This window comes from Hyphomicrobium sp. (assembly GCF_009026145.1).
Classification (GTDB): domain Bacteria; phylum Pseudomonadota; class Alphaproteobacteria; order Rhizobiales; family Hyphomicrobiaceae; genus Hyphomicrobium_A.
In genome coordinates, this window is sequence record NZ_WBUE01000010.1 from 73,086 (window position 1) to 89,448 (window position 16,363).

Annotated in this window: 19 protein-coding genes; 6 read left to right on the top strand and 13 right to left on the bottom strand. The window is 65.2% G+C overall.

The features are described 5' to 3' along the window. Positions 1-7: 7 nt before the first annotated feature. Entirely contained in the window at positions 8-388 is a 381-nt protein-coding gene (locus tag F9K20_RS10095; protein ID WP_291000779.1) for a hypothetical protein, read from the bottom strand. Positions 389-506: 118 nt separating this feature from the next. Here F9K20_RS10095 and F9K20_RS10100 point away from each other — a divergent pair, with 118 nt between their 5' ends. The 5 genes from F9K20_RS10100 to F9K20_RS10120 all read left to right on the top strand — a co-directional run bounded on the left by F9K20_RS10100 (position 507) and on the right by F9K20_RS10120 (position 4,159). Next, entirely contained in the window at positions 507-1,070 is a 564-nt protein-coding gene (locus tag F9K20_RS10100; RefSeq protein WP_291000782.1) for an adenine phosphoribosyltransferase, read from the top strand. A gap of 6 nt (positions 1,071-1,076) precedes the next feature. After that, a complete protein-coding gene (locus F9K20_RS10105) occupies positions 1,077-1,313 on the top strand; it encodes a hypothetical protein (protein ID WP_291000785.1) in 237 nt (78 codons plus the stop codon). Between the two features lie 3 nt (positions 1,314-1,316). Then, positions 1,317-2,414, top strand: coding sequence for an S-methyl-5-thioribose-1-phosphate isomerase (gene mtnA, locus F9K20_RS10110; protein WP_291000788.1), 1,098 nt, complete (start codon positions 1,317-1,319; stop codon positions 2,412-2,414). 77 nt (positions 2,415-2,491) lie between these two features. Then, positions 2,492-3,472: a lyase gene (locus tag F9K20_RS10115; RefSeq protein WP_291000790.1), complete on the top strand. Its 981-nt coding sequence runs from the start codon at positions 2,492-2,494 to the stop codon at positions 3,470-3,472. Positions 3,473-3,490: 18 nt separating this feature from the next. Beyond that, a complete protein-coding gene (locus F9K20_RS10120; RefSeq protein ID WP_291000793.1) occupies positions 3,491-4,159 on the top strand; it encodes a class II aldolase/adducin family protein in 669 nt (222 codons plus the stop codon). Here the strand turns inward: F9K20_RS10120 and F9K20_RS10125 are convergent, their stop codons facing one another. The 12 genes from F9K20_RS10125 to zigA all read right to left on the bottom strand — a co-directional run bounded on the left by F9K20_RS10125 (position 4,160) and on the right by zigA (position 15,654). Beyond that, positions 4,160-4,423 (bottom strand): hypothetical protein, encoded by a 264-nt coding sequence (locus tag F9K20_RS10125; protein WP_291000796.1) that lies wholly within the window; start codon positions 4,421-4,423, stop codon positions 4,160-4,162. A 60-nt stretch (positions 4,424-4,483) separates the two neighbouring features. Then, positions 4,484-4,666, bottom strand: a complete 183-nt coding sequence (locus F9K20_RS10130; RefSeq protein WP_291000799.1) for a hypothetical protein — start codon at positions 4,664-4,666, stop codon at positions 4,484-4,486. Between the two features lie 98 nt (positions 4,667-4,764). Next, positions 4,765-5,865: a redox-regulated ATPase YchF gene (gene ychF, locus F9K20_RS10135; protein WP_291000802.1), complete on the bottom strand. Its 1,101-nt coding sequence runs from the start codon at positions 5,863-5,865 to the stop codon at positions 4,765-4,767. Between the two features lie 205 nt (positions 5,866-6,070). Next, a complete protein-coding gene (locus tag F9K20_RS10140) occupies positions 6,071-7,786 on the bottom strand; it encodes a PDZ domain-containing protein (protein ID WP_291000805.1) in 1,716 nt (571 codons plus the stop codon). Positions 7,787-8,642: 856 nt separating this feature from the next. Further along, positions 8,643-9,344 (bottom strand): DUF2270 domain-containing protein, encoded by a 702-nt coding sequence (locus tag F9K20_RS10145; RefSeq protein ID WP_291000808.1) that lies wholly within the window; start codon positions 9,342-9,344, stop codon positions 8,643-8,645. Positions 9,345-9,429: 85 nt separating this feature from the next. Next, positions 9,430-10,353 (bottom strand): hypothetical protein, encoded by a 924-nt coding sequence (locus F9K20_RS10150; RefSeq protein ID WP_291000811.1) that lies wholly within the window; start codon positions 10,351-10,353, stop codon positions 9,430-9,432. Positions 10,354-10,410: 57 nt separating this feature from the next. After that, positions 10,411-10,758 (bottom strand): hypothetical protein, encoded by a 348-nt coding sequence (locus tag F9K20_RS10155; RefSeq protein ID WP_291000814.1) that lies wholly within the window; start codon positions 10,756-10,758, stop codon positions 10,411-10,413. Positions 10,759-10,858: 100 nt separating this feature from the next. Beyond that, complete coding sequence (locus tag F9K20_RS10160; protein WP_291000816.1) at positions 10,859-11,620, bottom strand: ABC transporter permease; 762 nt, start codon at positions 11,618-11,620, stop codon at positions 10,859-10,861. Next, on the bottom strand, positions 11,617-12,543 hold the full coding sequence (locus F9K20_RS10165) for an ABC transporter ATP-binding protein (protein ID WP_291000819.1): 927 nt from the start codon (positions 12,541-12,543) through the stop codon (positions 11,617-11,619). Before F9K20_RS10165 ends, F9K20_RS10160 begins: the two co-directional genes overlap by 4 nt. Positions 12,544-12,591: 48 nt before the next feature. After that, positions 12,592-13,314: an aminoacyl-tRNA hydrolase gene (pth, locus tag F9K20_RS10170; protein ID WP_291000822.1), complete on the bottom strand. Its 723-nt coding sequence runs from the start codon at positions 13,312-13,314 to the stop codon at positions 12,592-12,594. Positions 13,315-13,522: 208 nt separating this feature from the next. Further along, positions 13,523-14,260, bottom strand: a complete 738-nt coding sequence (locus tag F9K20_RS10175) for a 50S ribosomal protein L25/general stress protein Ctc (RefSeq protein ID WP_291000824.1) — start codon at positions 14,258-14,260, stop codon at positions 13,523-13,525. A gap of 179 nt (positions 14,261-14,439) precedes the next feature. After that, positions 14,440-15,654, bottom strand: coding sequence for a zinc metallochaperone GTPase ZigA (zigA, locus tag F9K20_RS10180; protein WP_291000828.1), 1,215 nt, complete (start codon positions 15,652-15,654; stop codon positions 14,440-14,442). 79 nt (positions 15,655-15,733) lie between these two features. On the opposite strand from zigA, the gene F9K20_RS10185 reads away from it, so the two are divergent. Further along, the gene (locus tag F9K20_RS10185) at positions 15,734-16,147 is read left to right on the top strand and encodes a Fur family transcriptional regulator (protein ID WP_291000831.1); all 414 of its coding nucleotides are present in this window, start codon (positions 15,734-15,736) and stop codon (positions 16,145-16,147) included. The last annotated feature ends 216 nt before the right edge of the window (positions 16,148-16,363 follow it).

Genomic DNA, 16,363 nt, shown 5'->3' on the forward strand with positions numbered 1-16,363 from the left:
CCGAGCCTCAGTTCGGGAAGGTGATGAGAATTTGCATGTGGATCAGCTCGGGATAGTAGGCCTTGAGCAGCGCGCCAGCTACCCACATCAGCACGCCGAGCAGGATCAGCGCCGGGATGGCCGCCAGCACCGCCTTGATCGAGAACAGCATCAGATGCCCGAACGGCACATCGAAACGGGTCACCGCCGTCCCGCCGAGGCCATCTGTCAGCGGTGGCCTTTCACTGCGCGGGTCCGATGCGCCGAAATCATGCGTCAACGTCGCGGCGCGCGCCTTGGCCTCCCGCTCGCGGGCAGCACGCTCGCGCGCCTCCTTCTCCCGTCGCAATGTTCGAGGAAGGTCCTCGGCTCCCTCATCCGCCGTAAGAGGGAAATCAACGCTGGCCACGCCTAAAGCCTCCTAAAAAGCGCTGCGGCCCGACGCCCGCGGGCTGTTGCAGCGACCGTGCAATGTGCAGTAATCGGGGCGGTAAAACGCCTACCGTCTTGTGATCGATATTGCTATTTTGCGCCCTCAATTTGGCGGGGAGGGGTTTCGCTTGAGCGATTTGCGGCGGCTTGTACGTACGATTCCGGACTACCCGAAGCCGGGGATATTGTTCCGCGACGTGACCACGCTCATGGGCGATGCCGAGGGCTTCAAGGCCGCCGTCGAAGGCATGGCGGCGCCCTACGTGAACGACAAAATCGACGCCGTTGCCGGTATCGAGGCGCGCGGATTCATTCTCGGCGGTGCCGTCGCCGACCGCCTTTCCTGCGGCTTCATCCCCATCCGCAAGAAGGGCAAGCTGCCGTGGAAGACCATCGGCCAGCAGTACTCGCTGGAATACGGCGTCGACATCATCGAGATCCATGAGGACGCCATCAAGCCGGGCGAGCGCATTCTCATCGTCGACGACCTGATCGCCACCGGCGGCACGGCCGAGGCGGCAGCCAAGCTGATCAGCCGCACGGGCGGCCTCGTCGCCGGCGCTGCGTTTCTCGTCGACCTGCCGGATCTCGGGGGCCTCGACCTGCTGCGCAGCCACGGCATCCGCACGCACGCGTTGATGGCCTTCGAAGGCCATTGAGCGCCCGTGCCCGGCACCCCTCTCCCGGCCGATAAGGTGCGTCAGGCGCTGGCGCGCATCGCGGCCTGGCGGCTGGCACCGGGCGAGCCGGTCGCCTGCCCCGTGTGCGAGGCGCCCGGCCTCGACATCAAGGATCGGTCGACGCGACCCCACGCCGAGTGGTACGCGCTCACCTGCCCCTCTTGCGGTCTCGAGCACACCCTCCACATACCCATGGCGCCAACCATGCCCGGCGGTGACTAGACGATGAAGATCAACGGCAAGGCTTATCGGACCATCTGGCTGGCGCCGGACGGCTGGTCGGTGGAGATCATCGACCAGACACGGCTGCCGCATGAGCTCGTCATCGTGCTGCTGAAGTCGCCAGAGGATGCCGCGCGCGCGATCCTGTCGATGCAGGTGCGCGGCGCGCCGCTGATCGGCGCGACGGCGGCGTACGGCCTCGCCATGGCCATCCGCGATGACGCCTCCGACGAGGCGATCGACCGCGCGATCGAGTTCCTCGCCAAGCAGCGCCCCACCGCCATCAATTTGCGCTGGGCGCTGGAGGAGATGCGCCGCGCCGTGCAGAACCTGCCGCGCGAGGAACGCGTTGCGGCTGCCTATAGGCGCGCCGCTGAGATTTGCGATGAGGACGTCGAGACCTGCAGGCGCATCGGTGAGCACGGCAAGAAGCTCATTGAGGACATTGCCGCTCGAAAGGGTAGGGGCGAGAAGGTCGAGGTGCTCACCCACTGCAACGCCGGCTGGCTGGCCTGCGTCGATTGGGGCACGGCGACCTCGCCCATCTACCAGGCGCACGACGCCGGTGTGCCGCTGCATGTGTGGGTGGACGAGACGCGCCCGCGCAACCAGGGCGCCGCGCTCACCGCCTACGAGCTCGGCAGCCACGGCGTGCCGCACACGATCGTCGTCGACAACGCCGGCGGGCACCTGATGCAGCACGGCAGGGTCGATCTCGTCATCGTCGGCACCGACCGCGTGGCCGCCAATGGCGATGTTGCCAATAAGATCGGTACATACCTCAAGGCGCTGGCGGCCAAGGACAACGGCGTGCCGTTCTACGTTGCGCTGCCGCATTCGACCATCGACTGGACGCTGCAAGAAGGCCTCAGCATTCCCATTGAGGAGCGCTCGGGGGATGAGGTGCTGAAGATGCCGGGCAGGCTGCCCGACGGCCGCGTCGTTACGGTGGAGATCGCGGCGCCCGGCTCGCTGGCCGGCAATCCGGCCTTCGACGTAACGCCGGCGCGCCTCGTCACCGGCTTCATCACCGAGCGCGGTGTGGGTCCGGCGACGCGCGAAGGGCTTTTGTTTCTCTACCCGGAGCGGGACAAGTCCTGAGCGTAGCGTCTGTGGCTGGGACGATGCTGCCTATATATGCCTCCATAAAGCGCCAACCGAAGCCACCCGGAGGCCCTATGGATCAGCACCACGCTCGAGTTTTTACCGCCATCCTCTTGGCCGCGTCTTTGCTCGCCCCGCCGGTCATCGCCGATGAGGTTCAGTACTACGAGGTGCCGAAGGGTGATCGCCCGCACGACGTGGCGCCGGCGCCCGATGGCACCGTCTGGTACACCGGCCAGCGCGCCGGCGTGCTTGGGCGACTCGACCCCAAGACCGGTGACGTCAAGCGCGTGCCGCTCGGCGACCACTCGAAGCCGCACGGCGTCATCGTCGGGCCCGACGGTGCGGCGTGGGTGAGCGACAGCGGCCTCAACGCCATCGTGCGCGTCGATGCCAAGACGCAAGCCGTCCAGCAGTGGCCACTGCCGAAGGACCGCGCGGGCGCCAACCTCAACACGGCGGCCTTCGACGGCAAGGGCCGCATCTGGTTCACCGGCCAGGAAGGCATCTACGGGCGCCTCGATCCCGCAACGGGCGATATGCAAGTCTGGGACGCGCCACGCGGCCGCGGCCCTTACGGCATCACGGCGACACCCGGCGGCGACATCTGGTTCGTGTCGCTGGCCGGCAGCTATCTCGCCAAGCCCGATCTCGAGATAGGCGTGGTGCTGCCCATCGATCCCCCCAAAAAGGGCTCCGGGCCGCGCCGGGTGTGGGCGGATTCGGCGGGGCGCCCATGGGTCAGCGAATGGAATGCCGGCACGCTGAGCGTTTATGATCCGCCAAAGAAGATGTGGCAGACGTGGAGGTTGCCGGGTGAGGATCCGCGCGCCTACGCCGTGTTCGTCGACGAGGCGGACAAGGTGTGGGTATCGGATTTTCCGGGTAATGCCATTGTACGGTTCGACCCGGTGAGCGAGAAGTTTACAAGCTTTCCCAGCGATCGCGAGCACGCCGACGTTCGCCAGATGCTGGGTCGGAAGGGTGAGTTGTGGGGCGCTGAATCGGGCACCGACAGGCTGGTCGTTATCCGCTATGGGAAGCCGGCGCCATAGAAGCTTCGAGAGGGAGCAATGGCCGTGGGCGCGAAGGAGAAGGAAGCGGCGGCGCGACGGGCGGTGATCGATACCGCCCGGGCGATGAGCCGCTCGGGATTGTCGCCCGGGCGCTCCGGCAACGTCTCATGCCGCTGGAAGGGTGGCATGCTGATCACGCCCACCGGCATGGCCTACGACGCCGTCCGCCCGCGCGACATCGTCTTCGTCAACGGCGACGGTGCTGTGCCGGGCAAGAAATCGCGCAAACCGTCGAGCGAGTGGCGTTTTCACCTCGCCGCCTATCGCGCGCGCCCCGACATGCACGCCGTCGTCCACACGCATTCGCTCTACGCCACTGTACTCGCCTGCGCCCACAAGCCGATTCCGGCGTTCCACTATATGGTCGCCGTGGCAGGCGGGAATAACATCCCGCTGGCGCCCTACGACACGTTCGGCACCGAGGCGCTGGCCGAGCACGTCGCCAACGGGCTCGCGCAGCGCAACGCCTGCCTGATGGCCAACCACGGTCAGATCGCCATTGGAACTTCCCTCGCATCAGCGCTCGAGCTCGCCCATGAGGTCGAGGTGCTGGCGGAGCAGTACGCGAAAGTGCTCACGCTCGGCGAGGCGAACATCCTACCTGACGAGGAGATGGCGCGCGTGCTGGAGCGCTTCAAAACCTACGGCCAGCGCGCGCAGGGTTGATCAGTTCGAAAACTCTTGCAGAGTGGTCTTGCACGTGCGGCGCCATTCCGCCTTGGTCATATGCGTGCGCGGCTCCCAGATCGCCATGCAGTCTTTCATGCGCTGTTCCGCGCTCGGGTCGAGATTGATGCTGCCGGTGGTGACGGCGTCCGTGCCTGCAGGCTTAGGAAGCTCTGACGGGGGTGCCGGGTCGGCGAGTGCAGCGCCGCCGAGCAGTACGGCGCCGAAAAGGGAGAGTGCAAAGGCCTTGTCAAATCTCGGCATGGGAATCCTTCTAGGTTCGGCGGGTGGGAGCATCGGCGGCGCCGCTGCTCCCGCCTGCGGCTAGCTGACATGGGGGCCCTGCATCTCGCGCAGCGCGGCTTCGATGCGCCGCCAGGTCTCCGCCTGCTCAGCATCGCCCTGCTGCTCGAGGGCGTGGGCCCTCTGCGCTGCCTCGGCAATGGCCTGATCACCGTGCGCGTCGCGCAGCTTGCGGGCGTGCTCCTGGATTTCGATCACGTGCATGTCGCATCCTCCCATTTTGTGGGCGATGGGAGGCATATAGGAGCGGCCTGTGTCGGCGCCAACGGCCTGTCCAGCCGGTCCTTCGGCACGGCCGGCCATCAGTTGGCGAAGCGGAAGTGCATCACGTCGCCATCCTTGACGACATACTCCTTGCCTTCCAGCCGCATCTTGCCGGCATCCTTAGCCCCGACCTCGCCGCCCAGCCCCACGTAATCGTCGTAGGCGATGGTTTCGGCGCGGATGAAGCCCTTCTCGAAGTCGGTATGGATGACGCCGGCGGCCTGCGGCGCCTTGGTGCCGCGGGTGATGGTCCAGGCGCGCGCTTCCTTCGGGCCCACCGTGAAATAGGTGACGAGGTCGAGGAGCTTGTAGCCGGCGCGGATGAGGCGGCTGAGACCCGGCTCATCGAGGCCAAGGTCTTTGAGGAACTCGGCGCGCTCATCCGCCGCCAGGCCTGCGAACTCAGATTCGATCTTGGCCGAGATGACGACGCAGCCGGCACCTTCTTGCGCCGCGCGTTTCTCGACCGCGGCTGAGTACTTGTTGCCCGTGGCCGCCGACGCCTCATCGACGTTGCATACGTAAAGCACCGGCTTGGCGGTCAGGAGCTGCAGCGCGTCGAAGACGGGGCGCTCCTCGGGCGCAATGTCGGCGAGGCGCGCCGGCTTGCCCTCGCGCAGCAGCGCTAGGGCCTTGTCCATGACGACGAGCTGCGCCTTGGCTTCCTTGTCGGCGCCGGCCTTGGCCTTCTTCTCGACGTTGGTGCGGCGCTTCTCGAGGCTGTCGAGGTCGGCGAGCATCAGCTCGGTCTCGACCACCTCGGCGTCGGCCAAGGGATCGATGCGGTTTTCCACGTGCGTGACGTCGTCGTCCTCGAAGCAGCGCAGCACGTAGGCGACGGCGTCCACCTCGCGGATGTGGCCGAGGAACTGGTTGCCGAGGCCCTCGCCTTTGGACGCGCCGCGCACCAGGCCGGCGATGTCGACGAAGGTCAGCCGCGTGGGGATGATCTGCCCCGATCCGGCGACGGCGGCGAGCTTATCGAGGCGCTCGTCGGGCACGCCCACCTCGCCGACGTTCGGCTCGATGGTGCAGAAGGGGTAGTTGGCGGCCTCGGCTGCCGCGGTCTGCGTCAGCGCGTTGAACAGGGTGGACTTGCCGACGTTCGGCAAACCCACGATGCCGCATTTGAAGCCCATGATGCCTTAGCCCGAAGGATACCGGAGGAAGGGCGGCGAGCGGGAGTCCGCTGCGGCCCGGGTGCGTGGCGCATGCCTAGGGGTTTCGGGCCAGAAAGGGAAGCCCACCGTTGCCGCAGTCGCCCGCCATGTCCCGCAATCGGGCGTGCAGCTGATTTGTCGAGCCTGGCCGGCGACGCTGGGTGTTCCGATGCGTCCGTGGAAATCAGGGACCCTTGGTGCCGGACTTCGCCAGCCGATCGAGCGCGTCCTTCACGCCGGCGCCCATCCGGCCGTCTATGTCACCCGTGTAGTGCCCCGCGTCTTTTAGCTTGCGCTGCAGCGTGCGGCGGAAGTCAGGGCTCCATTTGTCGGCTTCGGCGATCAACTGCGTGCGCGCGTATTCGGATCCACCCTTGACGGATGCAATCGCCCATTGCGCTGCACCCTCGGTATCCCTCGCAACTCCTAAGCCAAACTCGCTGCGGATCGCCATGGTGTACATGGCACCGGTATCGCCGGCGTCCGCCGCTTTGCGGTACCAGCGCGTAGCCTCGGCGTCGTCCTTAGCGGTGCCGATGGCGTTGGCGTATATGTCGCCAAGAGCCACCATGCCGACCGTAAGTCCATTATCCGCAGCCCACCGGAAGCTGCGCAGGGCCTCCGTCTGATCTTTGGGCACGCCGCGCCCGTAGTGATATGCCAATCCCAGGTGATAGAAGGCAGCCGTGTAACCGGCATCGGTGGCGCGGCGATACCAGCGCACGGCCTCCGTCTCGTCCTTGGGGAGGCCTTTGCCTTCGGCGTATGCGGCGCCGAGCTGCGCCATCGCGGTTGGATTGCCGGCGTCCGCCGCCTTGCGCATCAGAGCCACACCCGCTGTTTCGTCCTTGATGGTTCCCCTGCCATTGAGCTGCATCTGGGCAAACGCCGCCATGGCAGCCGCATTTCCGGCATCGCTGCCCTTGCGGAACCAGCGCACCGCCTCGACCGCGTCCTTGGAGGTGCCAAAACCGTTGTCGTACATCACGCCAAGCGCGTGCATGGCGCGTGGGTCGCCAGCCTCGCTGGCCTTTCTGAACCACTGCACGGCTTCGGAAAGCTCTTTCTCCTTCTCGGGGCCCTGGCTTGCCGCCAGCGTGGTGCCAAGCACGAACATCGCCACGGTTGATCCGGTCTCTGCGGCCTTGTGCTGCCACTTCAGTGCCTCCGACACATCCTCACGTCCCAAGAGCCCTAGGCGATAGATCTCGGCCAGCGCCAACGCCGCAGGGGCGTCGTTCTTATCGGCCCGGGCGGCGAGCCTGGCGACGAGCGTCTTGTAGTCGCCATCAGGCCGCCAGATCTGGATCGCGACTTGTTTTCCGGGGCCAGCCTGCCCGATGAGGCGCGCCACGTCGGCCATGGCCGCAACGTCTTGCCCTTCCACGCGCGTGACGATGTCGCCGCGACGCAGTCGGACCTGCTCGGCGGCTCCTCCCGGCAAGACCTCTACGACAATGGCGCCCTTGGCTTCAGGGCCGATCGCGATCTGCCAGAACGCATCCAACGTCTGGCCACGCAAGCCGAGCACGCCGCGACTTCCGCTGCCGCCGAGCGTGACGCGTAGTACCTCCTGCCGCCCGTATGATTCCGAGCCAGAGAAGGTGGGCTCGTCGGCGACGCGACCAGAGGGCGTGAGCGGCGGTGCGTTCAGGCGTTCGATCTTGAGCTTGGCGATCGGCGCGAATGCACCGGCGGGGTAGCGGTCGAGATAAGTCTGCAGCAGCTCCGGATCGTCGCTGTCCTTGACGCTGTTCCAGAAGATGACCTCCACATCCATAGTTGGGACGGGCGTCGGCGTCGTGGAAGCGCCGGGAGACTCGTTCTTGCCGTCTTTGCCGGCTTCTACATGCTGCGGCGATGCGGTCAGCATCGCAACAAACAGGACATACGCGCCCATAAGGCACGACTTTCTTTGCGCCGAACGGCGAAATGTCTGGAAGTATCTGACCACGGCTGCAAGCGCTATTCGCGCGGACAAGAAACGTCGCTACATTCTATTCAGGCCGGAAGCCGAAGCGCGTCAAGCGGTGCCGAAGGCACAGCAGTAGATTTGGTCGAATATTCCTCACCAACATCCCGAGCTGGTATGTGCTGTGGTGCATGATCATCGACGTCACTACCGGCGTCGGTCCGATCACGGTGGGCTCACGGTGTCATCTAAGTACCGCTCACAACTTGCCGATGTCCAGCAGACCGCGATGTTGGAAGGGGGAGCGCCCAAGCGTACGTGGCTCGGCCCGGATGCGTGGCGCATGCCTAGGGGTTTCAGGCCCGCTCAGCCGATGCGTCCCTTAACGGGCAGGGATGGCGTGGAAAAGCTCATTGCGCTTTTGCCACTCCATCGCTTTGTCGGCATCGGCGTGCGCCCCGTCTTGGGCTCCTCCAGTATCGACCGGGGTGCTCGCGAGGGCTTCCTCCGTGCGCGCAGTGTCGGACCGCGGTGCTCGAACAGCCGTTTGGATCGTCAAGCCGCGCCAAAGAGCCAGTGGCGATTTTCGCGGGCGCTGGCTTTCTTGGCCCGGCGGCCCGCTTAGGCATGGAGGAAGCACCATGAGGATTCTCACCTCTGTTCTCGCCTTGAGTCTTGCAGCTGCGTTCGCAGCGCCGGCGCTCGCAGGTGACACACCGAAGACGCAGGCCGAATGCGCGAAGATGATAGATATGATCTGGGACGACGCGACAAAGACATGCGTCGCGCCGAAGAGGTAGCGCGTGGTTTACGACGGCGGGGCTCTCGTGCCCGCCGTCTTTTGTTACCCCATCGCAACCCCGCCAGGCCGCAGGGCGTGCTTGGTGCGATCGAGATAGTACGTCACGAGCGCGAACGTTATCCAGCCAGTGGTGAATAAGACACCGCCGAGCAAAACCAGCTCACCTGGAATAGGACCTACCGCGGCGCGCTGCACCAGCTCCGCCAGGTTGGACATAGGCACCGGGTGGACCGCCACTTTGGCGTAGTAGGCAAGCGTCTGAATGCCGAGAATCCAAATGTAGTTTCGGCGCAGACGCCGTCCGATTGCACGCGCAAGGCTGATATGATGGCGCGGCTCGCAATAGTCGCGCGCCAGTACCTGGGGCCAGCCGCCGCTAGGCTTCACACCTTCGCCGCGCAGCATCGGGGCATAGAAGTTCGTCTCCAACCAGCGGCACCGCGCGCGCCAGACGTTGAAGTAGCGATAGCGCCGCGCCTCGAAGAGCAAGAACACGATGCACAAAATGCCCGCGAGAATCAGCGGCAGCGGCGAGGCCTCGCTGGTGGAGAATGTTACGGATAGAGCGATCGCCAGCGTGACCACCGCCCAATTGGTGGTGTTGTCGAGCCGCGTCCGCCAAATCGTACTGCGGTAAACCTCGCCGCGATAGAGATGCGCGAGCGCACCGATCTCGGCCGGGTTGAATTCGTGCGGGCGCAGGGCGGGTCTGACTGCTTCCATGGCCGCGCTCATCAAAATCATATTATAGCGCAACCTTGCGTCTCAGCCCCAGCTTTTGGCGTCTGGCTTTGAGCCTCGAGGACGGTGCTTAACGGCTAGTGTAGGTTCAGCGGTACCGGGCGAGGGCGAAGGTGGAGTAGCTGTTCGGGCTCGGCAGCTTCTCCTTGCCGGTCATGGCATCGGCGAGCGCCTCGCCGATATCGGTGCCGGGATCGGCCTCCTTCACGGCGACGACGATGAACGGCCGTTGCCAGCTGGTGCCGCCCGTCTCACAGTTCGCGCACGGGTCGCGGTACTGGCCGAGATTGAGCGTCCAGACCGGAATGCCCTCCGCCACTGCGCCGGAAATCAGGCTCGCCGCCTGCCTGGCACGCCGCTCGGCGCGCGCCACCTCCTCGGTGGCGCTGCCTTCCTGCGAGGCGGTGCCGATGGCGATCACCTCCTTGGCGTCGGCGAGCGCCCCTTTGACCTCCTCGTCGAGCACGGCGGCGGCAAGCTCGGCGCGCGGGATTGTCTTGCCGTCTTTCTCGAGATCGTCGGCGCTGCCGCGCACCCATAGGAAGCTCTTGTTCAAGACTACGACGTCGAAGGCCCCGCGACGCCCGGCCTTGTCCTTGCCCTCGATGGCGAACACGGTGGAGTTGCGCGTCTGGCGCACCTCCGCTTGGGGCGCGATGGCCGCCGTCTCGAGCTTCAGCGGGTCGATCACGTTCCTCTTGATCTCGATCGCACCATAGGTCGCGGCCGCGCCGGTCGAGGCGACGAGCACGGCGACGCCGGCATTCGACTTGAACAGTCCAAGGAACCAGCCGATGCGGTCCCACCAGCCGGCACCGCGATCATAGGCGCGATAGCCGCGCCACAGCCAGCTGAGCGCACTGCGGCGTCGCCGTTCGTCTTCCTGCGCAACGGGCATCGGCGAGGTGGATGGCCCCGTCTCCGCCTTTCCGCATGCAAGCCACGCTACGACAAAGCCGAGGGCGAATGCACCGGCGGCGTACCAGGCGAAGTCAGCGCTTAGATGCTGCATGGCATGCTCCTGCGGACGTGCGGCCGCGGCCGGCCCGTTACCTAGCGCATTGCCGTGTCAGAAATTGATGTTCTGGATCACGTAGCCGGCGCCGAAGGCGATCAGCCCGGCGATGACGATCTGTGGCAACACGGAGACGAACTTGCTCAAGAGCTCGACGAAAGCGTGGAACAGGGCCACGACGCCCGACCACAGCACCATGAAGGCCCTGTAGAGAATGTAGGCGATGGCCGCCAAGGCGACGATCAGCACGACGATCTTCCAGATCGGCAGCGCCTGCCAGTCGGACGAGAAAATGGAGACGATCTGGCCGAACGACCAGTTCCAGACGAGCTGCAGGAATTTGAAGATGGCAGCAATGCCCTGCTGCAAGAACTGTACGATGGAATTGATGATCCCTTCCACGTGCCCCTCCCCTGTCGATGCCTGCCGGCACGATCACCCCCGGCCACGCGCCCACACTGGCCCGACCTCGTTGCGTACGCAAGCTGCGGCGCACAACTGCTCAAGCTTTAAGCCGGTAGCCGGTGGTGAAAATGCGCCAGATGATGGCCAGGCAGACGAGCAGGAAGACCGCGGTCATGCCTAGGCTGGCTACGATGTTGACGTCGGAAATTTCATAGAAGCTCCAGCGGAATCCGCTGACAAGGTAGACGACGGGGTTGAACAGCGTAACCGTCTGCCAGAACGGCGGCAGCATGTTCACCGAGTAGAACGTGCCGCCCAAGAATGTCAGCGGTGTCACAATCAACAGCGGAATGACCTGCAGCTTCTCGAAGCCGTCGGCCCAGATGCCGATGATGAAACCAAGCAGGGAGAAGGTGACCGCCGTCAGGACCAGAAAGGCGAGCATCCACACCGGGTGGGCGATGTGCAGAGGAACGAATAGCGCCGCCGTGGCCAGGATGATGAGCCCGAGCATGATCGACTTCGTCGCCGCGGCGCCGACGTAGCCGAGCACGATCTCGAACGGTGAGATGGGCGCCGACAGGAGCTCGTAGATCGTGCCGGTGAAGCGCGGGAAGTAGATGCCGAACGAGGCGTTGGCAATCGACTGTGTGAGGAGCTGCAGCATGATCAGCCCCGGGACGATGAAGGCGCCGTAGCTGACGCCGTCGATCTGCGAGATGCGCGTGCCGATGGCGGCGCCGAAGACGATGAAATAGAGCGAGGTCGACAGCACCGGCGAGATGATGCTCTGCATGATGGTGCGGAAGGCGCGCGACATCTCGAAGACGTAGATGGCTTTGACCGCGTGCAGGTTCATTTCGTGCTCCTGACGAGATCGACGAAGATGTCCTCGAGCGAGGACTGGATGGTGTTGAGATCGGCGAAGCCGACGCCTGCCGTGCGCATGTCGCCGAGCAGCGCGGTAATGCCCGTGCGGCCGGCCTGCGTGTCGTAGGTGAAGGTGAGCTCGCGGCCGTCGGGCGACAGCTCGAGGGCGTGTGCGGCAAGCTCGGCGGGAACGGCCTGCAGCGGCGCATTGAGGTGCAGCACCAGCTGCTTCTTGCCGAGCTTGCGCATTAGCTCGGCCTTCTCCTCGACCACGATCAGCTCGCCCTTGGCGATGACGCCGACGCGGTCGGCCATCTCCTCGGCTTCCTCGATGTAGTGCGTCGTGAGGATAATGGTGACGCCAGTTGAGCGCAGATCGCGCACCACCTGCCACATGTCCTTCCTCAGCTCGACGTCGACGCCGGCCGTCGGCTCGTCGAGGAACAGGATGGTCGGCTCGTGCGCCAGCGCCTTGGCGATCAAGAGCCGGCGCTTCATGCCGCCCGACAGCGTCATGATCCGGTTGTCCTTCTTGTCCCACAGCGACAGCGCCTTCAGCACCTTCTCGACGTACGCCGGGTTGGGCGCGCGGCCGAACAGGCCGCGGCTGAAGGAGACGGCGTTAAACACCGTCTCGAAGGCATCGGTGGTCAGCTCCTGCGGCACGAGGCCGATCATGGAGCGCACGCGGCGATAGTCGCGCGCGATGTCGCCGCCGTCGACGGTCACCGATCCGGACGTCGCGTTGACGATGCCGCAGACGATGGAGATCAGCGTCGTCTTGCCGGCGCCGTTGGGGCCGAGCAAGGCGAAGATCTCGCCGCGGCGGATATCCAGCGTGACGTGCTTCAAGGCCTGGAAGCCGCCGGCGTAGGTCTTCGACAGGTCTTTAATCGATATGATGGATGTCATGCGCGGCAGTTGGGCGGTCGCTGTCTCGTCTTCAAGGCAGCTCTCGCATCACTCCTTGTCGCTGCGGCCGGCGAGCCACTTTTTCAGATTCTCGGCCAAAGCGCCGGCGCGCTTTGCTGCACGCTCGCCGGCCGGATGCGCACTTGCGGGCTTGCGTTCCAGTTTCTTTTCGGGCGGTGGCTCGCGCTCCTCGAGCGCATCGTCCGCGCGCGTCTTCAAGGCCACCTGCGACAGGAAGCGCGCGGCATCGCCCTTGGCGAGATACGGTGCCGCCTCTGCCATGGCGTCGAGCAGCGGGTCGAGCCAGGCGTACTCGGCCTTGGCGAAGTCGTGCAGCACGTAGTGCGCCACCGCATCCTTGACGCCGGGATGGCCGACGCCGATGCGCACGCGATTGTAGTCGTTGCCCATGTGCGCGGTGAGCGAGCGCAGGCCGTTGTGGCCGGCGTTGCCGCCGCCCACCTTGACCTTCAGCTTGGCGGGCGCCAGGTCGATCTCGTCGTGGAAAACGTAGATGTCTTCGAGGGGGATCTTAAGGAAGCGCGCCGCCTCGCCGACGGCACGGCCGCTGTCGTTCATGTACGTCGTCGGCTTCAAGAGCACGACGCGCGTCCCGCCGAGGGTGCCTTCCGCCGTCTCGCTCTGAAAGCGCTTGCGCCAGGCGCCGAAGCTATGCGCGGCGGCGATCTTGTCGAGCGCCACATAGCCGACGTTGTGGCGGTGGCGGGCGTACTGCGCGCCTGGGTTTCCCAGTCCGACGAACAGCTTCATGGGCACGCCCCAGCGAGGAGGGAAAAGGCGGGCGCACCCTGATGAGCGCGCCCGCCCGCTAATGTGATGATCGAGAAGTCCGCTACGTCACGCGCGGCTGGGTGGTGCAGCGGACTCTAGAAGCATTAAGCTGGCTGGTGTCCTCAGATCGCGAATTCGTTCCAACCGTGCGGCAAGTGAGACGAATTTCGCGATCAGGACACTAGCATTACTTCTTCTTGGCGGCGGGAGCAGCCGCAGCCTTGGCGGCAGGGGCGGCAGCGCCCCCCTTGGCCGCAGCGGGAGCAGCGCCAGCCTTGGCGGCCTCGGCACCGGCAGCCGGTGCCGCGCCTTCTGCGGGAGCCGCAGCTGCCGCAACCGGAGCTTCCTCTTCCTGCTTCACGGCGCCGGCGATGGTGGCAATCGTGAAGTCGCGATCCTTGATGGTTAGCTCGGCATCCTTGGGCAGCTTCACCGCCGAAATGTGGATCGAGCGGCCGATCTCGAGTCCCGTGAGATCGATCTCGAAGAACGCCGGGATATGATCGTACGGGCAGATGACCTCGATGTCATGGCGCACGATGTTCAAGACGCCGCCGCGCTTCAGACCGGGTGAGAGCTGGTCGTTGATGAAGCGGACCGGCACCTCGACGCGGATGCGGCCGTCCTTGCCGATGCGCATGAAGTCGACGTGGACCGGCTGATCTTTGACGGGATCGACCTGCAGGTCGCGCGGAATGACGCGGCTCTTCTTGCCCTCGACGTCGAGCTCGAACACGGTGGAGGTGAAGTGGCCCTTGAGGACCTGCTTCCATAGCTCGTTGTAGTCGAGAGCGATGGTCTCGGGGGACTGGCCGTCGCCGTAGATGACAGCCGGGACTTTTCCTTCACGACGAGCTTGGCGTGCGGCCCCCTTGCCGGCACGTGGGCGCGCCGTGGCTTTCAGCTCGATCGAGTGCTGAGCCATGGCATTCTCTCCAAAAAATCAGGGCCTTGCGGCCCGTTGATCGACGCGGCCTCCAAGGGTGCCGGGCGCCGTCTCATGCTGGTTGCTTGAGATGGCGCGGGTTATAGCGGCGGATCAGGGGCTTGGCAATTGCCTGGGGAGCAGGCCCTCGGCTGCTACCGGCGCGGGTAGAGGATGGCCTAATCGCGGCGCCAGGCGGGGAACGGATCGTCGAGCGATGTCCAGGCCTTGGCGTCGATCATGCCGGCATCCGGCACCTCCAGGAGGCAGGCGTCGAGCTCATCGACGATGGTGCGCTTATCCATCTCGCGGACGCCGATGAATACCAATTCCTGCCTCCGGTCGCCCCAGCGGGCGTGCCAGGCCTTGTCGATGCGCGCGCGCAGCTCTTCGTCCTGCGGCCACCTGGCCTTCGGCACCGCCGCCCACCAATACCCGGCCGCCTCATGGCGGACTAAGGCTCCCGCCTGGCTCAGCTCCCCGACCCAAGCGGGGCGCGTCGCCAGCCAGAAGAAGCCCTTGGCGCGCACGACGCCCGGCCACGGCCTGTTGAAGAACGCGTGCAGCTTGGCGGGCGCGAACGGGCGCCGGGCGCGATAGACGAAGCTCGAGATGCCGTATTCCTCTGTCTCCGGCACATGATCCTTGAAGCCGGCGAGCTCGCGGAACCACAGCGGATGACGGTGCGCCGTCTCGAACGAGAACAGCTTCGCGTCGAGGATCGCCTCTATCGGCACGCGTCCGCGCACGGCCTCGATGATGCGCGCGTCGACATTGAGGGCGCGAATGATCGACTTGGCCAGCTCGATCTCGTGCGGCTTGGCAATGTCGATCTTGTTGAGCACGATGACGTCGGCGAACTCGATCTGCTCGGTGAGCAGACCGACAAGCGAGCGCTCATCATCCTCGCCCAGCGATTGACCGCGGGCGGAGAGGAAGTCATGCGAGTGGTAGTCCTTCAGCAGATTCGCCGCGTCGACCACTGTCACCATGGTGTCGAGGCGCGCAACGTCCGCCAGGCTGCGCCCGTCATCGTCGCGAAACTCAAAGGTCGCAGCCACAGGGAGCGGCTCGGCGATGCCGGTCGATTCGATCAAGAGGTAGTCGAAGCGGTCGGCCTCGGCCAGTGCTCGCACCTCGGTTAGGAGGTCATCGCGCAGCGTGCAGCAGATGCATCCGTTGGACATTTCCACCAAGGCTTCATCGGTGCGCGACAGGTTGGCGCCGCCGTCGCGAATGAGATCGGCGTCGATGTTTACCTCGCTCATGTCGTTGACGATGACCGCCACCCGCCGCCCCTCACGGTTATTGAGCACGTGATTGAGCAGCGTTGTCTTGCCTGCGCCGAGAAAACCGGACAGTACTGTCACGGGGAGTCGCTTGCTGAGCTGCATGTTTTTGCTCCTGATTTGGTGGTGATGTTATAATATCCGAATTGAGGACCCGAGAGGGGCGCTGAGCCGGGATCGACTGATGGTTCGCAAGAGCACCAAACGCCGGCCTGCCCCCGAGCAGGACAAGATGATCGTCGAGGCCCTGCGCGGCGTCGGGCGCCCGGTAAGCGCCTATGAGCTGATCGAGGAGTTGCGCGACAAGGCGAGCCTGGCGCCACAGACCGTCTACCGCTCGCTCGATCGCCTCATCGCCGAAGGCCAGGCGCATCGGCTGGAATCGCTCAACGCCTTCGTCGCCTGCCGGCATCCGAGCCACGAGGGCACGGCGGTGTTCGCCATCTGCAACGACTGCGGAACGGTGACCGAGTTCGACGAGCCGGCTGCCATCGAGCGTCTTGCCGCCTGGGCGCGCAAGGCGAAGTTTGCCGTCACGCAGATGACGCTGGAGCTGCGCGGCCGTTGCCGCGCCTGCATGGCGCGCGAGGCGCGCTGAGAGAGGCTTTTCACTCTTCTCACCCCCGAAGCGGCGCAAGCCGCTATCTCGTCGAAGACGCGAGAAGTGGGCACCGGCGCTTGCCACGGGTGTCATCCTCGGTTTTATGCCGAGGACCCACCCCTCCATTTGCTCCGACGCTCGCTTCTTCGACATCGACGCTTGAGATTGCTGTGCACTGGATCCTCGGGACAAGCCCGAGGATGACAGTGGAGG

Excerpts from the sequence above, each read along its gene's own strand:
- mtnA (WP_291000788.1), top strand. The coding sequence starts at position 1,317 with ATGAAGATCAACGGCAAGGCTTATCGGACCATCTGGCTGGCGCCGGAC.
- F9K20_RS10115 (WP_291000790.1), top strand. The coding sequence starts at position 2,492 with ATGGATCAGCACCACGCTCGAGTTTTTACCGCCATCCTCTTGGCCGCG.
- F9K20_RS10120 (WP_291000793.1), top strand. The coding sequence starts at position 3,491 with ATGGCCGTGGGCGCGAAGGAGAAGGAAGCGGCGGCGCGACGGGCGGTG.
- F9K20_RS10125 (WP_291000796.1), bottom strand. The coding sequence starts at position 4,423 with ATGCCGAGATTTGACAAGGCCTTTGCACTCTCCCTTTTCGGCGCCGTA.
- F9K20_RS10130 (WP_291000799.1), bottom strand. The coding sequence starts at position 4,666 with ATGCACGTGATCGAAATCCAGGAGCACGCCCGCAAGCTGCGCGACGCG.
- ychF (WP_291000802.1), bottom strand. The coding sequence starts at position 5,865 with ATGGGCTTCAAATGCGGCATCGTGGGTTTGCCGAACGTCGGCAAGTCC.
- F9K20_RS10140 (WP_291000805.1), bottom strand. The coding sequence starts at position 7,786 with ATGGGCGCGTATGTCCTGTTTGTTGCGATGCTGACCGCATCGCCGCAG.
- F9K20_RS10145 (WP_291000808.1), bottom strand. The coding sequence starts at position 9,344 with ATGATTTTGATGAGCGCGGCCATGGAAGCAGTCAGACCCGCCCTGCGC.
- F9K20_RS10150 (WP_291000811.1), bottom strand. The coding sequence starts at position 10,353 with ATGCAGCATCTAAGCGCTGACTTCGCCTGGTACGCCGCCGGTGCATTC.
- F9K20_RS10160 (WP_291000816.1), bottom strand. The coding sequence starts at position 11,620 with ATGAACCTGCACGCGGTCAAAGCCATCTACGTCTTCGAGATGTCGCGC.
- F9K20_RS10165 (WP_291000819.1), bottom strand. The coding sequence starts at position 12,543 with ATGACATCCATCATATCGATTAAAGACCTGTCGAAGACCTACGCCGGC.
- pth (WP_291000822.1), bottom strand. The coding sequence starts at position 13,314 with ATGAAGCTGTTCGTCGGACTGGGAAACCCAGGCGCGCAGTACGCCCGC.
- F9K20_RS10175 (WP_291000824.1), bottom strand. The coding sequence starts at position 14,260 with ATGGCTCAGCACTCGATCGAGCTGAAAGCCACGGCGCGCCCACGTGCC.
- zigA (WP_291000828.1), bottom strand. The coding sequence starts at position 15,654 with ATGCAGCTCAGCAAGCGACTCCCCGTGACAGTACTGTCCGGTTTTCTC.
- F9K20_RS10185 (WP_291000831.1), top strand. The coding sequence starts at position 15,734 with ATGGTTCGCAAGAGCACCAAACGCCGGCCTGCCCCCGAGCAGGACAAG.